The organism is Carboxylicivirga taeanensis (assembly GCF_051851475.1).
Lineage (GTDB): Bacteria > Bacteroidota > Bacteroidia > Bacteroidales > Marinilabiliaceae > Carboxylicivirga > Carboxylicivirga taeanensis.
This window is the reverse complement of record NZ_JBPUSJ010000003.1, coordinates 197807-218270: the sequence shown is the minus strand read 5'-3', so window position 1 is coordinate 218270 and position 20464 is coordinate 197807. Positions and strand designations below refer to the sequence as shown.

14 protein-coding genes and 2 tRNA genes are annotated in these 20464 nt (G+C 43.4%); 7 read left to right on the top strand and 9 right to left on the bottom strand.

Going from position 1 to position 20464, the window contains the following annotated elements; all coding sequences use genetic code 11:
• Positions 1 to 3 precede the first annotated feature (3 nt).
• The 4 genes from ACSX1H_RS06255 to ACSX1H_RS06240 all read right to left on the bottom strand — a co-directional run bounded on the left by ACSX1H_RS06255 (position 4) and on the right by ACSX1H_RS06240 (position 3885).
• Positions 4 to 1128 (bottom strand): DegT/DnrJ/EryC1/StrS family aminotransferase, encoded by a 1125-nt coding sequence (locus ACSX1H_RS06255; RefSeq protein WP_439182981.1) that lies wholly within the window; start codon positions 1126 to 1128, stop codon positions 4 to 6.
• Between the two features lie 35 nt (positions 1129 to 1163).
• Positions 1164 to 2810 (bottom strand): hypothetical protein, encoded by a 1647-nt coding sequence (locus tag ACSX1H_RS06250; protein WP_439182980.1) that lies wholly within the window; start codon positions 2808 to 2810, stop codon positions 1164 to 1166.
• A gap of 152 nt (positions 2811 to 2962) precedes the next feature.
• Entirely contained in the window at positions 2963 to 3418 is a 456-nt protein-coding gene (locus ACSX1H_RS06245) for a CoA-binding protein (protein ID WP_439182979.1), read from the bottom strand.
• A gap of 83 nt (positions 3419 to 3501) precedes the next feature.
• On the bottom strand, positions 3502 to 3885 hold the full coding sequence (locus ACSX1H_RS06240; RefSeq protein WP_439182978.1) for a TFIIB-type zinc ribbon-containing protein: 384 nt from the start codon (positions 3883 to 3885) through the stop codon (positions 3502 to 3504).
• Positions 3886 to 4003: 118 nt separating this feature from the next.
• Between ACSX1H_RS06240 and ACSX1H_RS06235 the strand changes: the two genes are divergently transcribed.
• Positions 4004 to 4462: a hypothetical protein gene (locus tag ACSX1H_RS06235; protein WP_439182976.1), complete on the top strand. Its 459-nt coding sequence runs from the start codon at positions 4004 to 4006 to the stop codon at positions 4460 to 4462.
• 76 nt (positions 4463 to 4538) lie between these two features.
• On the opposite strand, the gene ACSX1H_RS06230 is transcribed toward ACSX1H_RS06235, so the two are convergent.
• The 5 genes from ACSX1H_RS06230 to ACSX1H_RS06210 all read right to left on the bottom strand — a co-directional run bounded on the left by ACSX1H_RS06230 (position 4539) and on the right by ACSX1H_RS06210 (position 8456).
• Positions 4539 to 4625 (bottom strand) — tRNA-Ser (locus tag ACSX1H_RS06230).
• An 86-nt stretch (positions 4626 to 4711) separates the two neighbouring features.
• Positions 4712 to 4784: transfer RNA gene (locus ACSX1H_RS06225), tRNA-Trp, on the bottom strand.
• A 237-nt stretch (positions 4785 to 5021) separates the two neighbouring features.
• On the bottom strand, positions 5022 to 6356 hold the full coding sequence (locus ACSX1H_RS06220; protein ID WP_439182975.1) for a sensor histidine kinase: 1335 nt from the start codon (positions 6354 to 6356) through the stop codon (positions 5022 to 5024).
• Positions 6346 to 7713, bottom strand: a complete 1368-nt coding sequence (locus ACSX1H_RS06215; RefSeq protein ID WP_439182974.1) for a sigma-54-dependent transcriptional regulator — start codon at positions 7711 to 7713, stop codon at positions 6346 to 6348. Before ACSX1H_RS06215 ends, ACSX1H_RS06220 begins: the two co-directional genes overlap by 11 nt.
• Positions 7714 to 8075: 362 nt before the next feature.
• The gene (locus tag ACSX1H_RS06210) at positions 8076 to 8456 is read right to left on the bottom strand and encodes an endonuclease domain-containing protein (RefSeq protein WP_439182973.1); all 381 of its coding nucleotides are present in this window, start codon (positions 8454 to 8456) and stop codon (positions 8076 to 8078) included.
• A 376-nt stretch (positions 8457 to 8832) separates the two neighbouring features.
• Here ACSX1H_RS06210 and ACSX1H_RS06205 point away from each other — a divergent pair, with 376 nt between their 5' ends.
• The 6 genes from ACSX1H_RS06205 (at position 8833) to ACSX1H_RS06180 (ending at position 20433) form a co-directional block, all read left to right on the top strand.
• Positions 8833 to 10083, top strand: a complete 1251-nt coding sequence (locus ACSX1H_RS06205; protein WP_439182972.1) for an efflux RND transporter periplasmic adaptor subunit — start codon at positions 8833 to 8835, stop codon at positions 10081 to 10083.
• 6 nt (positions 10084 to 10089) lie between these two features.
• A complete protein-coding gene (locus tag ACSX1H_RS06200; protein WP_439182971.1) occupies positions 10090 to 12384 on the top strand; it encodes an ABC transporter permease in 2295 nt (764 codons plus the stop codon).
• A 178-nt stretch (positions 12385 to 12562) separates the two neighbouring features.
• Positions 12563 to 14836, top strand: coding sequence for an ABC transporter permease (locus ACSX1H_RS06195; protein WP_439182970.1), 2274 nt, complete (start codon positions 12563 to 12565; stop codon positions 14834 to 14836).
• A 75-nt stretch (positions 14837 to 14911) separates the two neighbouring features.
• Positions 14912 to 15616, top strand: coding sequence for an ABC transporter ATP-binding protein (locus ACSX1H_RS06190; RefSeq protein WP_439182969.1), 705 nt, complete (start codon positions 14912 to 14914; stop codon positions 15614 to 15616).
• Positions 15617 to 15653: 37 nt separating this feature from the next.
• Positions 15654 to 17993, top strand: a complete 2340-nt coding sequence (locus ACSX1H_RS06185) for an ABC transporter permease (protein ID WP_439182968.1) — start codon at positions 15654 to 15656, stop codon at positions 17991 to 17993.
• 34 nt (positions 17994 to 18027) lie between these two features.
• Complete coding sequence (locus ACSX1H_RS06180) at positions 18028 to 20433, top strand: ABC transporter permease (protein WP_439182967.1); 2406 nt, start codon at positions 18028 to 18030, stop codon at positions 20431 to 20433.
• Positions 20434 to 20464: the final 31 nt, after the last annotated feature.

Below are 20464 nucleotides of genomic sequence, written 5' to 3'. Positions count from 1 at the left end.
GTTTTATTCAAAAAAGGCCAGAATGGCATCGGTAATGCATGTTAGCTGGGTATTGCTCAGTTCGGTATGCATGGGCAAAGATAACACCTCTTTGCTTAATAATTCAGCATTGGGCAAAATAGGAGCTTCCTCCATAAAGGGCTCAAAAGCTTCCTGCTGATGCAGAGGCACCGGATAGTAGACCATTGAGGGGATGCCTTTTTCTTTTAAATAGTTTTGTAAGTCATCGCGTTTACCATCTTTTACCCTTAATGTGTATTGATGAAAGGTGTGGTCGCTGTCGGGCATACGCACAGGTATCTGTATGCTGCGATGTCCTCTAAAGGCGCCATCGTAATAATCGGCTGCTTTTTGGCGGCGACTGTTGAAGTCATCGAGGTGTTGAAGTTTAACGTTCAGTATGGCAGCCTGCAGTGTGTCAAGACGGGAGTTGACTCCAATTATTTTGTGGAAATATTTTTTACGGGAGCCATGGTTCACAATCATGCGCATCTGGGCGGCCAGTTCATCGTTGTTGGTAAAGCAGGCACCACCATCGCCAAAGCACCCCAGGTTTTTTGAGGGGAAGAAGGAAGTGCTGCCAATGTCACCGATGGTTCCGAGTTTTTGAGTCGTGTTGTTATAGTGATAGTTACTGCCAATGGCCTGTGCTGTATCTTCCACCACTTTAAGCTCGTACTTTTGGGCAATCGCCATCAGTTGGTTCATGTTGGCTCCCTGCCCAAACAGGTGCACCGGTATGATGGCCTTTGTTTGGCTTGTAATGGCTTGCTCAACTGCTTCCGGAATCAATGTAAAGGTATCCGGGTCCACATCTACCAATACGGGTTTGAGCCCAAGCAAGGCAATGACCTCTACTGTGGCAATAAATGTAAAGGTGGATGTAATCACCTCATCACCTTCCTTCAATCCCAGTGCCATTAGCGCTACTTGCAGGGCATCAGTGCCATTGGCACAAGGGATAACGTGTTTTACATTGAGGTATGTTTCCAGGTGGGCCTGAAAGGTTTTGACAGCGGGGCCATTAATAAATGCTGTTTGGGCAACCACCTCACTCATCGCCTCATCAATTTCGGGTCGCAGACGCTGGTATTGCGTCTGAAGATCTACCATTTTTATTTGTTCCATATTGCCACTTTCAAGTCCGAAAATTAGGAAAAATATCAGAATCCGAAGTTCATACCGAAGGATAAGATTTGATCGCCGTCTAAATAATAGGGATTTGTGTAGAGTTCCTTATCCGGCCCTGCAAAGCTATTTTTGGTGGCTTCAACAAAAATATACCCATCGTTCACAATTTGGTAGGAGGCTTTAAATGAAATGCTTTGGTTTTTGTACCTCTCCTCATTTAAGAAAGGTAAGCCCAGTCGTATCTCTTCGCTATCCAGGTTAATTTCGGGATGGTTTTCAGCTGTGCCGCTATCAAATATCTTCTGGTAATCTTTACCTTTTCTGAACCAGGTGTAGCTGGCTTTAAGGTCAAGACCTCTTAGGGGCTTGAAGCCCAATGACAGGTAGAGCTCCTCAGCATTGTCGCGCAGGTAATGGCCCATTACATATTGGTTGCTTTTGTAGGTAATGGTGGGGATAAAGTGCTCATACACCAACGGTCGTATCCTGGTGTATTCGGCTGTCAGGCTCGTATTGGGCAGTAAATCGGTGGCTCTGAAGCCTACCTTAATGGCAACGTCATTGGATTTCTGCTCCTCATCAAACATTTTTGTCAATGCAATTTCATCAATAAACAGGGACGTGTACAGGTGCAGGTTTTTAATTTGCCGGCTGCTGATGTCGATAAACATCTGCGCATTGTGACCCACCCAATTGTCCCAGGAGTTATAGGTATGATCGGCCGATTTGAAGAACAGGAAGGGCACCAGAAAGGTTGGGTTAAAGTCGGTATCGCCATAAATAATGGAGTTACCAAACGAGATGTTCAGCTTCGACCATGGGCGTAGTGTAAACATATTGGAGGCAATGAATTTGTTGGCATACACCTCGCGATCGCCATTGTATACCTGGTAAGTGCGCGACGAGTCCACCACTTCGCTCACCAGCCACCCGTGGTAGTAATGGAAATCCAACCATTTAACCGGCTTAAGGCTGAACGAGATGAAGCCAAAGGAGGGTGCTTGGGCCGAATTAATGAGTTGCGAATGTGCGTTATAACCGCTTCCCCATTGGAGGTGATCCTTATGCAGACCGACGCTTCCCCATTTCCAGCTATACACAATGCCGCCTCGTGTTTCAGAATAGTCTTTATCCAGATTATCACCTTTGTAAACAGCTCCGTCGCGCTGGGATATGTATTCAGGACCTCCCAGGAAGCGCGACTCGTGATTATCGCGCAAACTGCCGTAAATGGCCAGGTTCTTCCCAATGGTGCCATAAAATTCAGCGCCTCCCCATCGGTGATAAACAGTTTTGTCTCCGTTGTTAAAAAATTGTCCGCCAAGTATAGGGTTAACCGTCACTTTAAGCAGGGAATCGCTGTGGTAAAACACGTCGAACCGTTTGTCGAAGTCCTTACCAATCTTTAATTCCTTATTAAAATCTTTGAGGTAGAAGGCTAGTTCCTCTCGTTGCCTGTTGCTGAGTGAAGGATGGCCGCTGGCTTGCTCCAGCGCCTGGGCAATGGTTAGGCGCGAATATGGTTTAATAGTTGTGTTTAGCTCTATAATGCCTTTATTGGCCAGCTCATCAATAAAGTCGTAAACCGCCTTGTTGCTGATGTGGTAGGGGAGCTCCTGACCTTTTATTCCGGCTGTTATGGTTAGCAGCAGAACAACAATTGAAAGTACTCGAAACATAGTGTGTAAGGTTTGAATGTGACCGAAAATAGATAAAACCCTCAATCAAATCAAATGCAAACGTGCACCTTAGTCACTGAAAAGCATGAAATTATCAGGCGATTAGATAACTTTGTCAGAGGTAGTTGGACATTACTCAAAAAATGCCGCTCCTAATTGGGGAGGCGTCCAAACACCTTTAGAATCGAATGATGAAACTTATGAAGACCTTTTACCGGTTCGGCAAACATAAATATACATTTCGAATGAATGATTGCTTGCTCATATTGCTGTGCAATGGCAAGCGTATGTTCCGTGTTGGAGAACTGCTGCACCCAAATATTTTTAATGCCTCTTTTAAGCGCTTCTTCCAGAACCTGATCGGTTTGGTGTTTAGGAGTAATGATAAGCAGGCTGTCAACCCCATCCGGTAAATCGCTGACCGTGGGATAGCACTCACAGTCATTGATGGTTGCAGTGTTGGGATTGATGGGAAGAACATTGAAGTTCTTCTTGCGAAGTTCATCGAAAACCTGGCGGCTAAATTTATCCTTTTGTCTGCTCACTCCTGCAATGGCAATGCTTTGTGAGTTGAAGAAATTTTCAATTTGTTGTTTACTCACTTTCATGGTAGATGGTTTGTTAGAATTTATACGTTACAGCTGTGTGTTCAAAGAGGGAACCAATGATGTTTTTCTACCTGAGGATTTACTTAAGTTAATTGCCTGATGTATTGATAGGCGGTAATTAACCAGTTTTCCTGCTGAATAGCTTCGAGCTCTCCCTTATCCAACCAGATGCCTTTGCAATAGGGGCAGTAATCGAAAATGACTTTGCTATCTCGGGGATGCACACGTTTTTCCAGACGGGGTGAATTATTGCAGCAGGGGCAATGCAGGCGCTTGTGTTGCTCCGCTTCACTGGGCAGGTGTCTGATTTCAATCAGTTTGGGTGCAATAACGGAATCCACCTGGGTCAGTTCATCTTTCCCCATCCATAGGCCACCACAATTGAGGCAGCTATCAACCTTGATGGCAGTTTTAACTTCATTAATTGTTTTAGCCGTAAGTGTTTGCTGGCAGCGTGGGCAGTTCATACCAATGGGTTTTGGGGTAAAGTGTAAAAGTAATAAACATGTCTAAAACCTGAAATGGGGAGGGAGAAGGTTTTTTGCGTATTGTGAGTCAAAACACATTATTAAACACAATCCACCAATGGATGAGGGTTTCCACTGCATTATTAATGATTTCCCGTTAAAAAATGACGATTTCCAGCGCATTATTAACCATTTCTCACCAAAGGATGGGTCTTTCCAAGGCATTATTGACGATTTCCCATCAATGGATGAGGGTTTCCATTACATTATTAACGATTTCCCATTAAAGGATGACGATTTCCAGCTCATTATTAACTATTTCCCACCAAAGGATGTGTCTTTCCAAGGCATTATTGACAATTTCCCATCAATGGATGAGGGTTTCCACTACATTATTGACGATTTCCCATTAAAGGATAACCATTTCCAGCGCATTATTAACCATTTTCCACCAAAGGATGGGTCTTTACATTACATTATTAATCATTTCCCACTGAAGGTTGAGACTAAACGGATGTTGATGATTTTGGAATTGTCCAAGATGCTTTTGTCTGTTGCAAGCAGGTGCTGGGGATGAGTGAATCGGTAAAAGGACTTGATACGAGCCTGCTGTAACGAAAAAATGCTTTACCAGTAGTAAAGCATCATTTATGCGGAGAGAGGGGGATTCGAACCCCCGGTACCCTTGCGGGTACACATGCTTTCCAGGCATGCACAATCGGCCACTCTGTCACCTCTCCAAATTGTGCACCAAATATAGGAACTTATTTTTATTCTCAAAGTTCACTTGGTGATATAAAAAATCCCGACCGAGGTCAGGATTATGCACGGGAGGAGCGACTCGAACGCCCGACACCTGGTTTTGGAGACCAGTGCTCTACCAACTGAGCTACACCCGTATTTTTAAGTAGCATTGCCTTTGCTAATGCGGATGCAAAAATAGAAGAATAATCATTAAATCAAATGTAAATTCAAAGAAAAATATTTGCCTATGCCTGTTGTGTCTGGCTTATAGGGTGTTCAGTTTCTAAAAAAAATGTGATATAATTAATTGCATTTCCAGTAAGTGCCCCGCTCTTTCAATTATCCGGCATCGGCCCCGTTGTGGAAGGGACCTGGGCAAAAGTGGGAATGTTCTAAAATATTAGTTCAACCCTTGTGCCTTCGCCTTCAACAGAATTCAGTTTTAACTGTCCGCCATGCAGTCGCATCACCTGGCGTGATAGGGCCAGCCCAATACCATTTCCTCCCTGGCGGGTGGTGTAAAATGGGACGCAGACTTTATTTAGCTCATCGGCCGGAATACCTTTGCCATTGTCGGCAATGCTGAGGTGAAGGTGTTGCTCCTTTTTGCCCGCTTCAATGGTGATGGCTGATTCTGCTTTATCAAGTGCTTCCATGCTGTTCTTTACCAGGTTAATAAGCACCTGTTCAATCAGCTTTTCATCAATATTGTGGGCTATGGCCGGCGAGCAATTGATGTTGACCTGGCAGTTGGCTTTACTGGCAGGTGTTGCAAACAGTGTTTGGATACGTGTTAGTAGCTGGTGGATATTGCAATGGTTCGTCTGGGCACTTTTCAGGCCGGTCATGCTCCGGTAGCTTTCCACAAATTGGGTCAGTCCCTTACTGCGGTTGTGCATAGCGTCCAGGGCTTCAATGATTTCCTGCTGCTCATCGGCGGCTACAATCAGCGGCTGCTCATCGGTTTGAAATCGCTGCTTCAGGCCGGCCGAGATGAGGTTCACCGGGCTGAGAGAGTTGATAACTTCATGGGTTAGAACGCGTATCAGCTTTTGCCACGACTCCAGTTCTTTTTGTTCTATCTCGCTGCGGATGTCCTGGAATGCAATGAGGCGCAATACCTTCTTTTCCTGTTTCATCAATACCGATGTTAGCGCCACCTGCAGCAGGCGGTTATTCACCATCAGCTCCACCAAATGTTGCTGGTGAGGTTGTAGCTGCATCAGTTCATGTGCCAGGCCCGGCTTTAAGGTGTTGAGCTTATCAATGCGGTGGAGGTATTTATAATCGAGTAATTGCAGCAGCGCATCGTTGGTCATTACCACGTTTCCATGTTCATTCACAACAATAATGGCCACCCCCAGCTTCTTCAGGGCATTTTCAAAAAACAGGTATTCTTTTTCTTTATCGATCTTGAGTTGTCTGAAAGCTTTAACGACCTTGTTAAAAGCCTTAAACAGATCCTGGAATGAGGCATCTCTGTCGCGTGTGCTAAAGTGAATGGTGGTATCGCCAAAACCAAAGGACTCAATAAATTTAGCCAGCTCACGATTGGTTTTTCGTACGGAAAAAATTAAGTGAACCACCTGCACCAGGTAAACGCAGACCAGGAGGTATAGAAGCATATGGGGCTGCTCGGTTACCCAAAGCAAACAGGCGATGAGCGGGGTAGTAGCCAGTAATACTGCCTGAACAACAAGGCTGAGGGTATGGTGCTTAAAGGTCATACTTTTTTATTTTGTCGTATAAAGTAGAGCGGTTAATACCGAGTTTAACTGCGGCCTTGCTCATATTTCCTTTACAGTTGGCAATGGCTTTCTCAATCAGCAGGCGCTCATGCTCAATCAGGTTAAAGCACCCTTCGTCTAACACCTTTTTTTGATGAGGTTTCAGAAACAGGTTATCGCTGCAGATGGTGGTTGAATCGCAGAGAATAACTGCCTTTTCAATGGTGTGCTGTAGCTCACGGATGTTGCCCGGCCACGATTGCTCCTGTAAGGTCTGGATGGCCTGCCGGGTCAGACTTAAGGACCCTTTATTGTATTTATCGGCTTGTTTTTGGATGAAGTAGCTGGCTAATCCGCCAATGTCTTCCCTGCGATTGCGAAGCGCCGGCAGCTCCATGGTGATGGTGTTGATACGGTAAAGCAGGTCTTCGCGAAACGTTCCCTCAGCTACCATTTGCTGCAGCGGCATGTTGGTGGCACATATCAGCCGGATGTCTACCTTAATGGGGCGGGTGCCCCCCACAGGTGTGATTTCCCTGTTTTGCAGTGCTGCCAGAAGCTTTGCCTGAGCAGCCAACGACAGGTTGCCTATCTCATCCAGAAACAGGGTGCCTCCTGAGGCCACTTCAAAGCGGCCGGTCCGGTCTGTTTTCGCATCGGTAAAAGCTCCCTTCTTATGGCCAAACAATTCGCTTTCAAACAGGTTTTCATGAATAGCGCCTAAATCAACGGCTACAAACATCTCTTCTTTCCGGGCTGAAAGATGGTGGATGGTGCGGGCCATCACTTCCTTGCCGGTGCCGTTCTCACCTAGAATAAGCACATTAACATCGGTTGGAGCCACCTTATTCACCATGTTCATTATTTGTTGCATGGCTTCGGAGCGGCCAATAAACAAGTCCGTTTGATTGGCAATGGCTTCTTTGAGGTGCTTATGTTTTTTCTTCAAGCGGTTGATGTCTCGCTTCGATTTCTGGAGTTTATACACAGCCCTAAGGGTTGAAAGGATTTTCTGTTCGTCCCACGATTTCTCAATAAAATCGGCGGCCCCATTTTTAATGGCCTTAACAGCCAGGGCCACATCGCTGTAGGCGGTAATGAGTACCACGGCCAGTTCAGGGTCGTACTTGTGAACCTCCTGCATCCAAAACAGCCCCTCGTTGCCCGTGTTGATGCCTGCTTTGAAATTCATATCGAGCATCACAATATCAAAAGCGTTTTTGTTAAGGTGCTCAATAATTCGGTTTGGGTTATGCTCCGTAACTACCGTTTTAAAATGTGGGTTGAGGTAGAGCTTGAGTGCGACCAGCAGCTCTTTATTGTCATCAACTATAAGTATTTGTCCTTCTTTGGGCATTGTTGTTATGGTTTATTGAGGTTTAGGTTGGTGGATTGTCAGATATTCAATCCCCCTGATATGTTTACATTTAAAATCTCCTTTCATATTGCTCCCCCTTCTCCAAGGGGGAAATTGTTTTGTTTATTATTTGCTATGTTTTCCGCTTTTTTCAAGGGGAGATTTCTATTGTTATTGTTTTTCTTCGATTGTAGATTAGTCGGTTTTGGTGTTTATTCTGTTAGTTTTTCCCCCTTGGCGAAGGGGGCGGTATTTCTATGTTTTATCCGTTTTGTTAGTTCCGGGGGATTGGCGTATAATCAATTCTTTTCTGTTTATAATGTCCAGTACATCACTCCTTCTGCAAGAGGGGAAGTCTTAATTTATTGTTCCTTATTTTTTTCTTCTAGTTCTTCGATTGTTGTGGCAATCACACGAATAACATTGTTGAGGTTCTTTTTAACTTCATACTCATCAATTCTTAAAACATGATACCCCAGTGTATTTAATGTTCTATCTCTTAACTTATCTTTTTCAGTTTTGAATTGATGCGAATAGCCATCTACTTCAATAATAAGTCTTAGTTTACGACAAATAAAGTCAACAATGTAATTATCAATAGCAAATTGTCTGTTGAATTGATAACCATATATCTGCCGTGCCCTTAACACCTCTTTCCAAAGAATGATTTCACCATCAGTAGAGTTATTTCTTAGCTTTCTGGCAAAATGTTTAAACTTCTTATTGTAATGTGCTTCCGACATTTTATGGTTTAATAATATGTTATGCTTCAGGTCAATCCCCCTAATAAATTTGTATTATTAATCTTCTTTATGTTGCTCCCCCTTCTCCAAGGGGGAAACTTTGTGTAACTAACAATCTGTTTGGTATTGCTTCAGATATTTCCCCCTTTAAAAAGGGGGCTGGGTTACCAGATTGGTTAGTTTTATACACTTTGGGGATTGAAAAAACATCCAATTCCATCTACAAAATACTTCTTTATTGTTGGAAATCCATACAGAGGTGTTGGAAAATCCAACACTGTTATAATGGGTAAAAATATTAAAACGCTGTAATTCAATATTTAGTAGCTGAGGCACGACTTTGGCATAAGCCCTAACCGAAGTCAAAGCATACATTATGGATAAGCAACTACAAAAGAAACCCTGGTGGAAGAAGCATTTGAAATGGCTCATTGGAGGCGGCGTGTTCCTTTGCTGGAGTATTTATTTTATAGCCTTTGCGGATCACCGGAGCCAGGTCAGGATAGATGCAAGCCGGGTGACTATCTCAAAGGTTGAACTCGATAATTTTCAGGATTACATTAGTGTAACAGCTACGGTTGAGCCCATCAAAACCATTTTCCTCGATGCCATTGAAGGTGGACGGGTGGAAGGCATCTTGCTGGAGGAAGGTAGCCTGGTGAACGAGGGCGATGCCATTGCCCAGCTAAGCAACACCAACCTGATTTTAGAGATTTCGAATAACGAGGCCAATGTGGCCCGCGCCATTAATGAACTGCGCACGGCTCGTTTGCAAATGGAAATGAATGCCATGTCTATACAGAATCAGATTGTTCAACTGGAGGGCGATTTGTTTATCCAGAAGCGGAAATACGATAATTCAACCACTTTTTTTAAGGAAGGTTTAATAGCCGAAGAAGAGTATTTGCGTGATAAAACCAGCTACGAAGCATCGCAACGACAAATGAATCTGTTGAGGGAGAGTTTTAAGCGTGACTCCGTTTATCGTGGCATCCAGATTCAGACGCTGGAGAATTCGGCACAGCGCATGGAACAGAACCAAGGCATCATTCGCCAGCGTCTGGATAACCTCACGATCAAAGCGCCGGTAACCGGACAGCTGGCTGCCCTGAATTTGGAAGAAGGACAGGTCATTTCATATGGGACACGCATTGGAAAAGTGAATATACTCGATGAGTTTAAGCTCAAAGCAGAGGTGGATGAACATTATATTTCGCGCACCCGGAAAGGTTTGAAGGCAAGGTGCCAGTTCCCCAACAGAACGATTGATGCGGAGGTGAGTAAGATCTATGCGGAAGTTAAAGATGGAAAATTTACGGTGGACCTGGAGTTTGATAACAGCAACCGTCAGAATCTGCGTATTGGACAAACCAGCCATGTGAAACTGGAGTTGGGCAACTCTTCTAAAGCGCTCTTATTACCGCGTGGCAGTTTCTTTCAAAGCACAGGCGGACAATGGGTGTTTGTGCTGAATAAGGATCGCTCGGCCGCCTATAAACGGCAGGTAAGCATTGGTCGCCAAAACCCGCGCTATTTTGAAGTGCTGGAGGGCCTGGAGGCTGGGGAGGAAGTGATTACCTCGGGCTATGAAATTTTTGGAGATAACGAAGTGGTGGTTTTAAATTAAGACACAATGATAAAGTACCTTATAAAAACAGCTTTCCGGCATATTATTCATCGTAAGTATTTTAGCTTGCTTAATGTGCTTGGGTTTGCAATGGCCTTTGCCACCTCATTAATCATCTTCTTTTATGTCATTTACGAACACAGTTTTGACAATCATCACGAAAAGGCCGCAAGGGTCTATCGAGTTGAGGTGGGCGACCAGGTGATATACAAGGGGACAACCGCACAACTATTAAAGGACAAGGTTCCTGAGGTTAAAAATGCCAGTATATTATCGCCATATGCTGGTCGGGTGCTTGTGCACCCCACACAGCCGGACAATATTTATGCTGGTTCAGTCTTTCAGGCTGATTCTGCTATTACCGAGTTACTTACGTTTGATGTGCTGATTGGGGATTTGAATGCGGCATTTCTTGACAAAAGTAAAATAGCCATTGCTTCGGAAGCAGCCGTGCAACTCTTTGGCAGTACAAATGTGATCGGCGAAAGGATACTGGTTAACTATGGCAGGGAGCTGGAGGTATGTGCTGTTTACAAGTCGTTTCCTTCAAGCAGCACGTTTAGTCCGGTTGGGTTCATGAGTATCAAGCAAAACCCCACACGCTTAGACAGATCGGAGAGTAGTTTCCTGACCTTTTTAGAGATTGAGCCACAATTGGTGACCGATGAGCTAAACCAGCGGATTGCCGACATTCTCAATGAAGAATTTGATGATGAAGTAAGTGTTTATTTGCGCGCGCTCAAGGACGTACATTTCGCCGAACAGGTAAATTATGAATATGCTGAAGTAACCAAACGCTCCACGGTTGACTTATTTTTATCGGTGGCTTTTCTAATTCTAATTATTAGTGTTATCAATTACTATAATTTTAAGTGTGGCATTATGCCTACCCGTGAAAAGAGCTTCTTTGTGCAGGAGGTGAATGGGGCGCAACTAAAGCACATCAGGTTAACATTACTAATTGAAGGACTTATTATTTGTACAGTGGCCGCGGCTTTAGCCTATTTATTAATTGAGTTATTCGATAGCTCAAGGCTATCAGAATTGGTGCCTTTCAACTTAAAGGATTTCTCGTTAAGCATGCGGCTGCTGATGTTAGGCTGTATTGGAGTAGGAGCCGCAATTGTATCGGTTTTATTACCAACAGGGTTCCGATTTGCCGACACCCTGATTGATAAATATAGCCGCTCATCTACTAAGCCGTTTATGAGCATGCGCGCTGTGCTGATGACCTTTCAGTTTGTGGCTTCACTGGTTTTAATTATTAGTTCGATAGTTATTTATCAGCAAAAGCAGTTCTTAATTAATTACGATACCGGCATTGTGAGTAATAATATCCTCACATTTCCACTGAGCGGAAAAATTAAGAATAATCTGGATGGATTTACTTCAGCATTGATGAGCTCGGCTCATATTACTGATGTGACGTATGCCGCTCATGGTCCTGCCAACGACATGATGGGTTGGGGAAGAACCATTGACGGTGTGCAGGCCTCGTTTTTTGTGTGGCCGGTAGCTGAGAATTTTCTGAGTTTTTTCGAAGTAGACATTCTCAAAGGACGCGATTACTCCACCAACCTGATGGATAACAGTAAGTTCATCTTTAATCAGGCGGCAATGAACAAATATAACTGGGAACATAAGCTTAATAAGCCTTTCCCAACATTTGACGGAGAAGCTGATTTGATTGGCTTTTGCGAAAATTTTCATTACGCCTCCTTGCACCATTCGGTTGATCCCATGGGTTTCTGGCTCAATCGGAAAAGATGTAATATGGCATTTGTAAAGTACTCCGGAAGTCTGCCGCTTGTTTTAGAGCATATCGAGAGAAGTTTCAAAGCTATTTCGCCCAATCACAGGTTTGATTACGGGTTTGTAGATGATACTTACCAGGCGTATTATAAGAGCGAGATGCGGCTGTTTAAATTAATTAGTTTCTTTAGTTTTATTGCACTGCTAATTACGGCAATTGGCATTACTGGCTTGGTAACAATTATTACTCAACGGCATGTGAAGGAGATTGGAATTCGTAAAGTTAACGGGGCCCGTATTTATGATATTATACGGTTACTCAATCGGAAAATCACCTATACCATTGTCATTGCCTTTCTGCTTTCAGCTCCCTTGGTTTGGTACCTGATGGAGCTATGGATGAGTAACTTTATTGTACATGCCGCCATTCATTGGTATTACTTTTTGTTGGGAGGATTGGGTGTTTGGTTATTGGCAACCCTTATTACCCTGCGTCAAACCTGGAAGGCGGCCAGTCAAAACCCCATAAAAGCACTGAGATATGAATAAAGCTGGCTGATAGCCCTCAGTCAATGACTATTTAAATGACTAATAATTTAACTAATCATATAAGCACTCAATATTATGCTAAGAACAAATAACCTACAAAATATTGCCAGAACCACATTAATTGAACTCAAGTAATGAAGTGTTTGAAATTTAAGTGGTTATTCTAAACTAGAATACGATGATACGGTACAGTATAAAAATTGCATTACGACAGCTTTGGTTCAACCGAGCCTCCACTTATCTAAGTATATTCGGCTTTACGGTTGCCGTGGCTGCATCGCTGGTAATATTTAAATATGTAAGCAACGAGTTCAGCTTTGATAAGCACATGCCAGATCATCAGCGTATTTATAGGTTGACAAGTGATAGTCAGGTATTGTTTCCGGGCCTTGTACACCAATTGATTAAAGAGGAAATTGCCGATGTACAGGAGGCATGCCTGTTTCATCCACGCACTTTTATGGCTGTCAGCACCAGCGATGGAAAAAACAAAGTAAGTGGTCCTGTCTATTCAACTACAACGCATTGGATGCCAATTTTTCAGACAATTGTTGTGAGTGGTAATTTAAGCGAAGCCCTGGAGAGCGATGATAAAGTAGCTATCTCGCAGTCGACAGCGAGCAAACTATTTGGCACGGCTGATGCCTTGGGTCAAACCGTAGTGGTTAACCAGGTTTTTGGGCCAGGATTGGAGAAAAAAGTGGTAGCTGTTTATAAGGATGAACCAAGCACCAGTAGCATCGCACCAATTGGCTTATTTAAGATGTCGGCCGATAGTTACCAGGAACGTGGCGCAGCGGTTTTCTCTGTATTTGTGAAGTTGCATAACACTAAGAATGTAAATCAGGTAGAAAAGCAGATTGCGACTTTGTTGCAACGCGAAAAGGTGGCAGAGGGTGAAGGCATGACGCTTCAGCCATTAGCTTCGCTCCACCTGTCACCACCAATGGAATACGATTACATCAACAAGGCCAACAAAAATTATCTCTATATTTTTCTGTTGATTGGCTGCATCATCATTTTGGTGAGTGTAATTAACTACTACCTGGTGAAGATTGGGAATGTTAATTCGGCCAGTAAAGGGATATTCATCCACAAATGCAATGGAGCATCAGCAACCAACTTGCGATATAACCTGATTGTTGAAGCCGTTATTCTGCTCCTTATTTCAGCCATAGTGGGTCTTGCTTTGTATTCAATAGTTTTGCCAGGCCTCATCAACAAGTATTTCACTTCGGTGGAGTGGTCGCTGCACGACGGTGTTTTCTTCATAGGTATCATCCTGCTGATGTTGCTCGTTATTATTGCCTTACCCAAATACTCCATTTTTGCGGGCAAAAGGGTGAAGGCCGCCAAATCGCAGGGCATCCTCCAAAATGGCTTGATTACGATTCAGTTCATTATCACCATGGTCTTAATCATTTCTAGTATTATCATTTATCAGCAAAAAAAGTTTTTGCAGCATTTTAAAACGGGAATGGATACCGAAAATGTAATTAGCTTAAAACTTAGTTCATCCATCATGCAAAATGATGAAGCGTTGAGAGATAAGTTATTAAGTCACTCACAAATTGTTGATGTTACATTTGCGTCCAATGGTCCCGAAAATGTGGAGTTGGTTAATACCCAATCAGAAGGGAAGCCAATTAGATATGGACTTTGGGCCGTTGATAGCAACTTCCTCAATTTCTTTGGCATCAACATCAGTAAAGGGCGCAACTTTACCGAAGGCAGAAATGATGCGTATGCTTTTATCGTCAATGAGACGGCGGCTTCAAACTATAACTGGTCCGACCGATTTAACGAACGCATCGAAGGTGTATTTGGCAAGAGGATGGTTGGCATCTGTAGCGATTTTCATTTTGCATCGCTGCATCAGGGAATAGAGCCATTGTGTATCGTTTGCAATTACACTATTCTCAATCGTGTGTTTGTAAAATACACAGGCGATGCCGAAGCGGTAGTGTCCTATTTGGATGTGTCCGTTGGTGAACTCTTCCCCAACCTGGCGTTTAATTACGAGTTTCTGGATGATGTATTTAAGGCCTATTATTCGGATGAAAAGACCATGTTTGAGCTAATCTTCGCATTCAGCCTGCTGGCCTTGCTGATAACCCTTATAGGTATGATTGGCTTAGCAACAGTTGTTACACAAAAGCGCACCAAGGAGATAGGTATAAGACGTGTAAACGGCGCCCGTGTGCCTGAACTTATAGGGCTCATTAATTCTAAGCTCACGCGACCTGTATTTATTGCTTTTGTTATCTCAATCCCTCTGGTGTGGTATATAATGGAGCTGTACCTGCAGAATTTCGTACAGCACGTTCCGATTCATTGGGCTTATTTTATAGCAGGAGGTGTTAGCATTTGGCTGCTCACTACACTTATTACCCTGCGCCAAACCTGGAGAGCAGCATCTCAAAACCCCATAAAAGCACTGAGATATGAATAAAGCTGGCTGATAGCCCTCAGTCAATGACCATTTAAATGACTAATAATTTAACTAATCATATAAGCACTCAATATTATGCTAAGAACAAATAACCTACAAAAAATCTTCCGAACCGAGGAAGTAGAAACGACGGCTCTGAATAATGTGAACATCCACGTGCAAAAGGGTGAGTTCGTGGCCATCATGGGCCCTTCGGGCTGTGGTAAATCAACGCTGTTAAATATTATTGGGCTGCTGGATAACCCGACCGATGGCGAACTGTATTTCGACGGGCTGGAAATTGCCGCTTATAAAGAGCGTCAGCGCACCAACCTCCGAAAGGGGAATATTGGCTTTGTATTTCAGAGTTTTAACCTGATTGATGAGCTCAATGTATTTGAGAACATTGAGATGCCATTGGTGTACCTGAAGCTATCGGCCAAAGAACGACGCGAGCGGGTACAAAAGGTCATGGAACGCATGCAGATTGCCCATCGGGCCAAGCACTTTCCGCAGCAACTATCAGGCGGGCAGCAGCAACGTGTAGCCATCGCTCGTGCGGTGGTCGCCAATCCCAAGTTGATATTGGCTGATGAGCCTACCGGTAACCTCGACTCGCGCAATGGGGCCGAAGTGATGAACTTGCTTCGCCAGCTTAACGAAGAAGGAACCACCATTGTGATGGTGACCCACTCGGCCGAACATGCTGAGTACGCGCATCGCACCATCAACCTGTTCGATGGGCATGTGGTGACGGAGAAAATACATCAAAACAAGAATTTTGAAGCTGTAGAATCATAAGCTGGTCCAAATATTAGCCGTTAAAACCTGCCTAATTATGTTTTATCATTATTTTCTAATCGCCTGGCGAAACCTGAAAAGAAAAAAGACCTTGTCCTTTATCCAGGTTTTATGTTTATCTGTTGGCTTGGCTGGCTTTTTATTAGTGGCCAAATATGTGCAATACGAGAAGGATTTCGATAAGTTTAATGTTAATTACAAAAGTATCTATCGGGCGCAGACTTATGGAGAAGCCGATCGTTCGGATGATTGGAATCAGCTACCGGTGCCTGTAGCAGGGTATCTTAAAGAGAATATTCCGGAGGTTAAGGATGCGTTTGTCTTGAGTCCGATTTGGTCTGAGTTTCTGTCGCCAGATAAGCAAACGGTGTATAAAGAGCTTGATGGTTGCTGGGCACCCTCCGCTATATTCGACATGTTTTCGTTTGAGCTATTGCAGGGAGAGCCAAGCAAGGTCTTGGAGGCTCCCAATGCCATCGTGTTAAGCGAGTCCATGGCTGAAAAGTATTTTCCTGGTGAAAATGCGTTGGGAAAAATAATTTATGATGGACAACAGAAAGAACTGATTGTTACCGGCATTATGAGGGATTTGCCTGAGCAGTCGCATTTTAAAGCCGATTATTTTCGTTCTAATGTGTCAATAATTAGGGATTATGGCGAAAACTGGAACAATATCTCCTTTACTATTTATGTGCTGCTAAAACCTAAAGCCTCAGTCAGTAAATTAAACCAGAAGATTGCTGATGTAATAATTCAGCATAACCCCAATTCGAAACGTGTTTTATACCTCAACCCACTAAGCACCTTGCACCTGAAGGAGAATCCTCGCGATGATCGGGGAGCAGTGGTCTACATGTTTTCTGGCATGGGATTGATGATTCTGCTGCTGGCATGTGTTAGTTTTATGAACCTGACAACCGCTTTTTCGTCTTTGCGACGGGTAGAAATAGGCTTACGAAAAAGCATTGGCAGTAGTCGCAAGAGCATAGCCATTCAGTTTTTAAGTGAAACCATGTTTATCGCGTTGGTTTCATTTGTTTTAGCTGTGTTTATTGCCCATTTGGTTTTGCCGGTTTTTAACACAGTTGTGGATCGTCACATCAAACTTGAGTTGTTTGGCGACTACGGGTTTACGTTATTTCTGTTTGGTGTGGTGATAATTACCGGGTTGTTGGCAGGCGCCTATCCGGCTTTTGTGGTATCTAACTATAAGCCGGTACTTGTTCTGAAACGCGGTAATTGGGTTAAAAAGAATCGCTTCAGTGCTTTGCAAGGCCTGGTTTATTTTCAGTTCGTTTTGTCAGTTATGTTAATTACCATCAGCCTCTGGATTTACCGACAGGTGAACTATCTGACCAGTAAAGATTTAGGATTTAATCAAACGGAGCTTCTGCATTGTTCAGTGCCGGCACAGAAGAGTACTGTTTCGTATGCTGCCCTGCGCGATGAATTACTGGCGCACCCCGGTATCGACAATATGACCATGTCTATCAATTCGCCACTGCATTCCAACCGGGGTTCTCAAGTCATACCCGAAGGATGGTCAAAGGAAAACTCTGTTTTTACGCGGTGGAATGCGGCTTGCTCTAATTACATCAACACCATGAGCATGCAACTAATTGATGGGCGCAACCTTTCGGATAAACTGGCTAACGACCAGCAAGCCTGTCTGATAAATGAAACCGCCGCTCGTGCTTTTGGCTGGAAGCAGCCTATTGGTAAAAAGCTTGAAAAGGAAGGCATCTATACCGTTGTTGGTGTTATTAAAGACTTTCATATTGATGATGTACATAATCCTATTAAGCCTTATATGCTATTGTTGATTGAACAGGATCTTTCTCAAGCCGTGGATTTAATATTTAATATTCATCCACAAACAACACAAAGCAGCCTTAATCACATTAACCAAGTATTGAAAAGGCACTTTACAAATAGGTTGTTCGCAGTTAACCACTACGGGGCCAACTTAAAACGTGTGGAATTACAAATATGGAGCAGTGCTAAAAATACGATCCTGTTTTTTACAGTCATGGCCGTTATTATTGCTGCAATGGGGCTGTTTGGCCTCATCTACTATGCTGCACAAAGGCGGGTAAAAGAGATTGGCGTTCGAAAAGTGCAAGGGGCAAAAGGCTATCAGATATTCCCGCTGATTACCAAAAAGTATATGTTAATGGCATTGTCGGCAAATATCATTGTTTATCCTTTAGCAGTGCTTCTTAAAAATGCTATGCCTGGCCAATTCAAGTATCAGTTTTCATTGCTTGATGTATGCGTTGTTCTATTTATATCTATTCTGATCACCTTAATATCCAGTGGTTACCAGGTACTAAAGGCAAGCCGACTTAACCCCGTGGAGGCGTTGAGGTATGAGTAAACAAATTATATGACATTTTGAAAACCCAATAACTATGCTACATGCAATTAAACTGGCTTTACGTAAACTATTTGTAAAAGGGCAATATACATTAACCCGCACCATTTCACTGGCTGTCGGATTGGCTTTTGGGATGCTCATCTTATCCGAAGTTTTTTATTATTACAGTTACGATGGGTTTTACCCCGATGCGGACCGGATTTACACTGTTCAAACTAGCTTTAAACGCGATAAGCAAAAAGGTGAGTTTGAGAATTATCCTAGGGTAAGTGGCGGTGTAGCTCCCGGAATAAAAGCAGAAGTGCCTGGTGTAGAGTTGGCTACTCGACTTAATTCGATTGGTTCTCATGTGGTTTATGATGGTGAAAAAAAAGGGTACAAGGCTAAAGTGGTTTTGGCCGATGAGCATTGGGTTGACGTTGTGCCGCGTCCAATGATAAGTGGTAATCCGGTAGAGATTTTAGCACGTCCGATGGCCTGTATGGTATCCAGTGAGCTGGCGGAGTCTATGGGGGGTAATGTGATTGGCAATCAGATAGAGTTAAAACGTTATCCGGGTAAAAAGATGACCATTCAGGGAGTTTTTAAAGCGCTGCCCGAAAATACGAATTACCCCTATGATATATTAGTTTCCATGGTTTCAATTACTGAGTTTTTCGCGTGGGACGGTTCAAATAACTGGATTGGAAATGATCGTTACATGGCGTATGTGAAGTTGCAACCAGGTATCAATCCGGAAGATTTGGCGCCGGCTTTGCGACAAATGCAGGAAAAGTATCAGGATATTAAACGCCTCGAGGAGGAGCAGGGAGGTATGGTGTTAAAGTATGTCTTAAAGCCAATTAAGGCTATCTATAAAAATAACCACAAAGACATGCTGGTGATACTAAGTACTATTGCTTTGGCAGTATTGTTTGTGTCGCTGATGAATTATTTCCTGCTGACATTAAGTATATTGGTTAATCGGGCTAAAACGTCGGCTATTTATAAAACATGTGGGGCACAGGCTAATAACATCCGTCAGTTGATTTTTGTAGAATCGCTTACCTTGTTTGTCTTGGCCTTGGCTTTAGCATCACTATTACTATGGGTGTTTAAACCCTTTGCCGAGGCACAGCTCGGGCATAGTTTGACCTCAGCAGTCAATCCGGGTGTATTATGGCCACTGCTGGGCGTTCTTGTTACCTGGTTGGTATTGATGAGTTATCTGCCGGCGCGTTATTTTTCGCGCATCCCCGTTTCAACAGCTTTTCGTAGTTACCGCCAAAAGAAAAACAGCTGGAAGTTAGGACTGCTGGCGCTTCAGTTTGCTGGCGCTTCCTTTATTTTAACCCTGATGGTGATTGTAACCCTGCAATACGACCAAATGCGTCATGCTGATCACGGCTATCGAACCGAAGGTATTTATTATGGTTCAACCGCAAGTATGAATGGGAGTCAGGTGCAGATGGTTGTTAATGAGCTGAATGCCTTGGCTGATGTTGAACAGGTATCTTTGGGTTATTCAGTACCGATTGAGTATGCTTCGGGTAACAATGTGTTATCTCCAGATGGGAATAGAGAGCTGTTTAACGTGGCCGATTTTTATGAGGTGGATGAGCACTATTTTTCAATGTTGGAAATTCCCATTATACAAGGTCATCCATTCTCAAGCGAAGCAACATCGATAAACAATGTGATGGTCAGTCAGAAAGCAGCCGATTTATTAACAGTCTATAACAAGTGGACGGATGGGATTGTAGGTAAGCCTTTAATAATAACAGAGCATGAACCAACTACTATTCAAGGCTCTTTTTCTGATTTTATAATCGGACCGCTTTCAAAGCCTGATGATCGACCTTCAGTTTTCTTCTTCAAACCGCAGCATGTATTTATTCAGGAGAAGAATGAACTTCCGTCTATGTCACTCACGGTTCTTATTAAAGTGCAAGGCAACGGGCAACATGGTGTCAGGGATAAGATTGCTGCTGTATTTAATAAAGTACTGCCAAAAAAAGATGCGCAAATCAGGAGCCTTGCCGATGAGCAGCTGTTAAGCTATGCGGACGAAAAAGGCTTTAGAAATGCCATGCTGGCCGGCAACTTCGTGATTCTGCTGATAACAATCATCGGGTTACTCGGATACACCACCAATGAGGCTACCCGCCGTCAGAAAGAGCTGGCTATAAGACGTATTAATGGCGCCAGGCTATCTGATTTGGTACAGTTTTTTGTTGTGGAACTGCAGTACATGGCTATTCCAGCGGTGTTGCTGGGTTTAGTTGGTGCCTGGTATACAGCTAGCAAATGGATGCAAAATTTTGCCTATAAGATTCCATTACATTGGAGCCTTTTTGTGTTGTGTAGTTTTGTTATTCTCATGACCGTTGCAGTTGTTGCAATAGTAAATTATGTGCGCATTGGTAACCGCAATCCGGTCGAAGCGTTGCGCTACGAGTAAGGATGTAATAGATGACCACAATATGCTTCAG

What these genes read in the sequence shown, in the direction of transcription:
- ACSX1H_RS06220 (WP_439182975.1), bottom strand. Translation starts at nt 6,356, where the DNA reads ATGACCTTTAAGCACCATACCCTCAGCCTTGTTGTTCAGGCAGTATTA.
- ACSX1H_RS06200 (WP_439182971.1), top strand. Translation starts at nt 10,090, where the DNA reads ATGATAAAGTACCTTATAAAAACAGCTTTCCGGCATATTATTCATCGT.
- ACSX1H_RS06215 (WP_439182974.1), bottom strand. Translation starts at nt 7,713, where the DNA reads ATGCCCAAAGAAGGACAAATACTTATAGTTGATGACAATAAAGAGCTG.
- ACSX1H_RS06205 (WP_439182972.1), top strand. Translation starts at nt 8,833, where the DNA reads ATGGATAAGCAACTACAAAAGAAACCCTGGTGGAAGAAGCATTTGAAA.
- ACSX1H_RS06245 (WP_439182979.1), bottom strand. Translation starts at nt 3,418, where the DNA reads ATGAAAGTGAGTAAACAACAAATTGAAAATTTCTTCAACTCACAAAGC.
- ACSX1H_RS06195 (WP_439182970.1), top strand. Translation starts at nt 12,563, where the DNA reads ATGATACGGTACAGTATAAAAATTGCATTACGACAGCTTTGGTTCAAC.
- ACSX1H_RS06190 (WP_439182969.1), top strand. Translation starts at nt 14,912, where the DNA reads ATGCTAAGAACAAATAACCTACAAAAAATCTTCCGAACCGAGGAAGTA.
- ACSX1H_RS06250 (WP_439182980.1), bottom strand. Translation starts at nt 2,810, where the DNA reads ATGTTTCGAGTACTTTCAATTGTTGTTCTGCTGCTAACCATAACAGCC.
- ACSX1H_RS06235 (WP_439182976.1), top strand. Translation starts at nt 4,004, where the DNA reads ATGGATGAGGGTTTCCACTGCATTATTAATGATTTCCCGTTAAAAAAT.
- ACSX1H_RS06210 (WP_439182973.1), bottom strand. Translation starts at nt 8,456, where the DNA reads ATGTCGGAAGCACATTACAATAAGAAGTTTAAACATTTTGCCAGAAAG.
- ACSX1H_RS06180 (WP_439182967.1), top strand. Translation starts at nt 18,028, where the DNA reads ATGCTACATGCAATTAAACTGGCTTTACGTAAACTATTTGTAAAAGGG.
- ACSX1H_RS06185 (WP_439182968.1), top strand. Translation starts at nt 15,654, where the DNA reads ATGTTTTATCATTATTTTCTAATCGCCTGGCGAAACCTGAAAAGAAAA.
- ACSX1H_RS06255 (WP_439182981.1), bottom strand. Translation starts at nt 1,128, where the DNA reads ATGGAACAAATAAAAATGGTAGATCTTCAGACGCAATACCAGCGTCTG.
- ACSX1H_RS06240 (WP_439182978.1), bottom strand. Translation starts at nt 3,885, where the DNA reads ATGAACTGCCCACGCTGCCAGCAAACACTTACGGCTAAAACAATTAAT.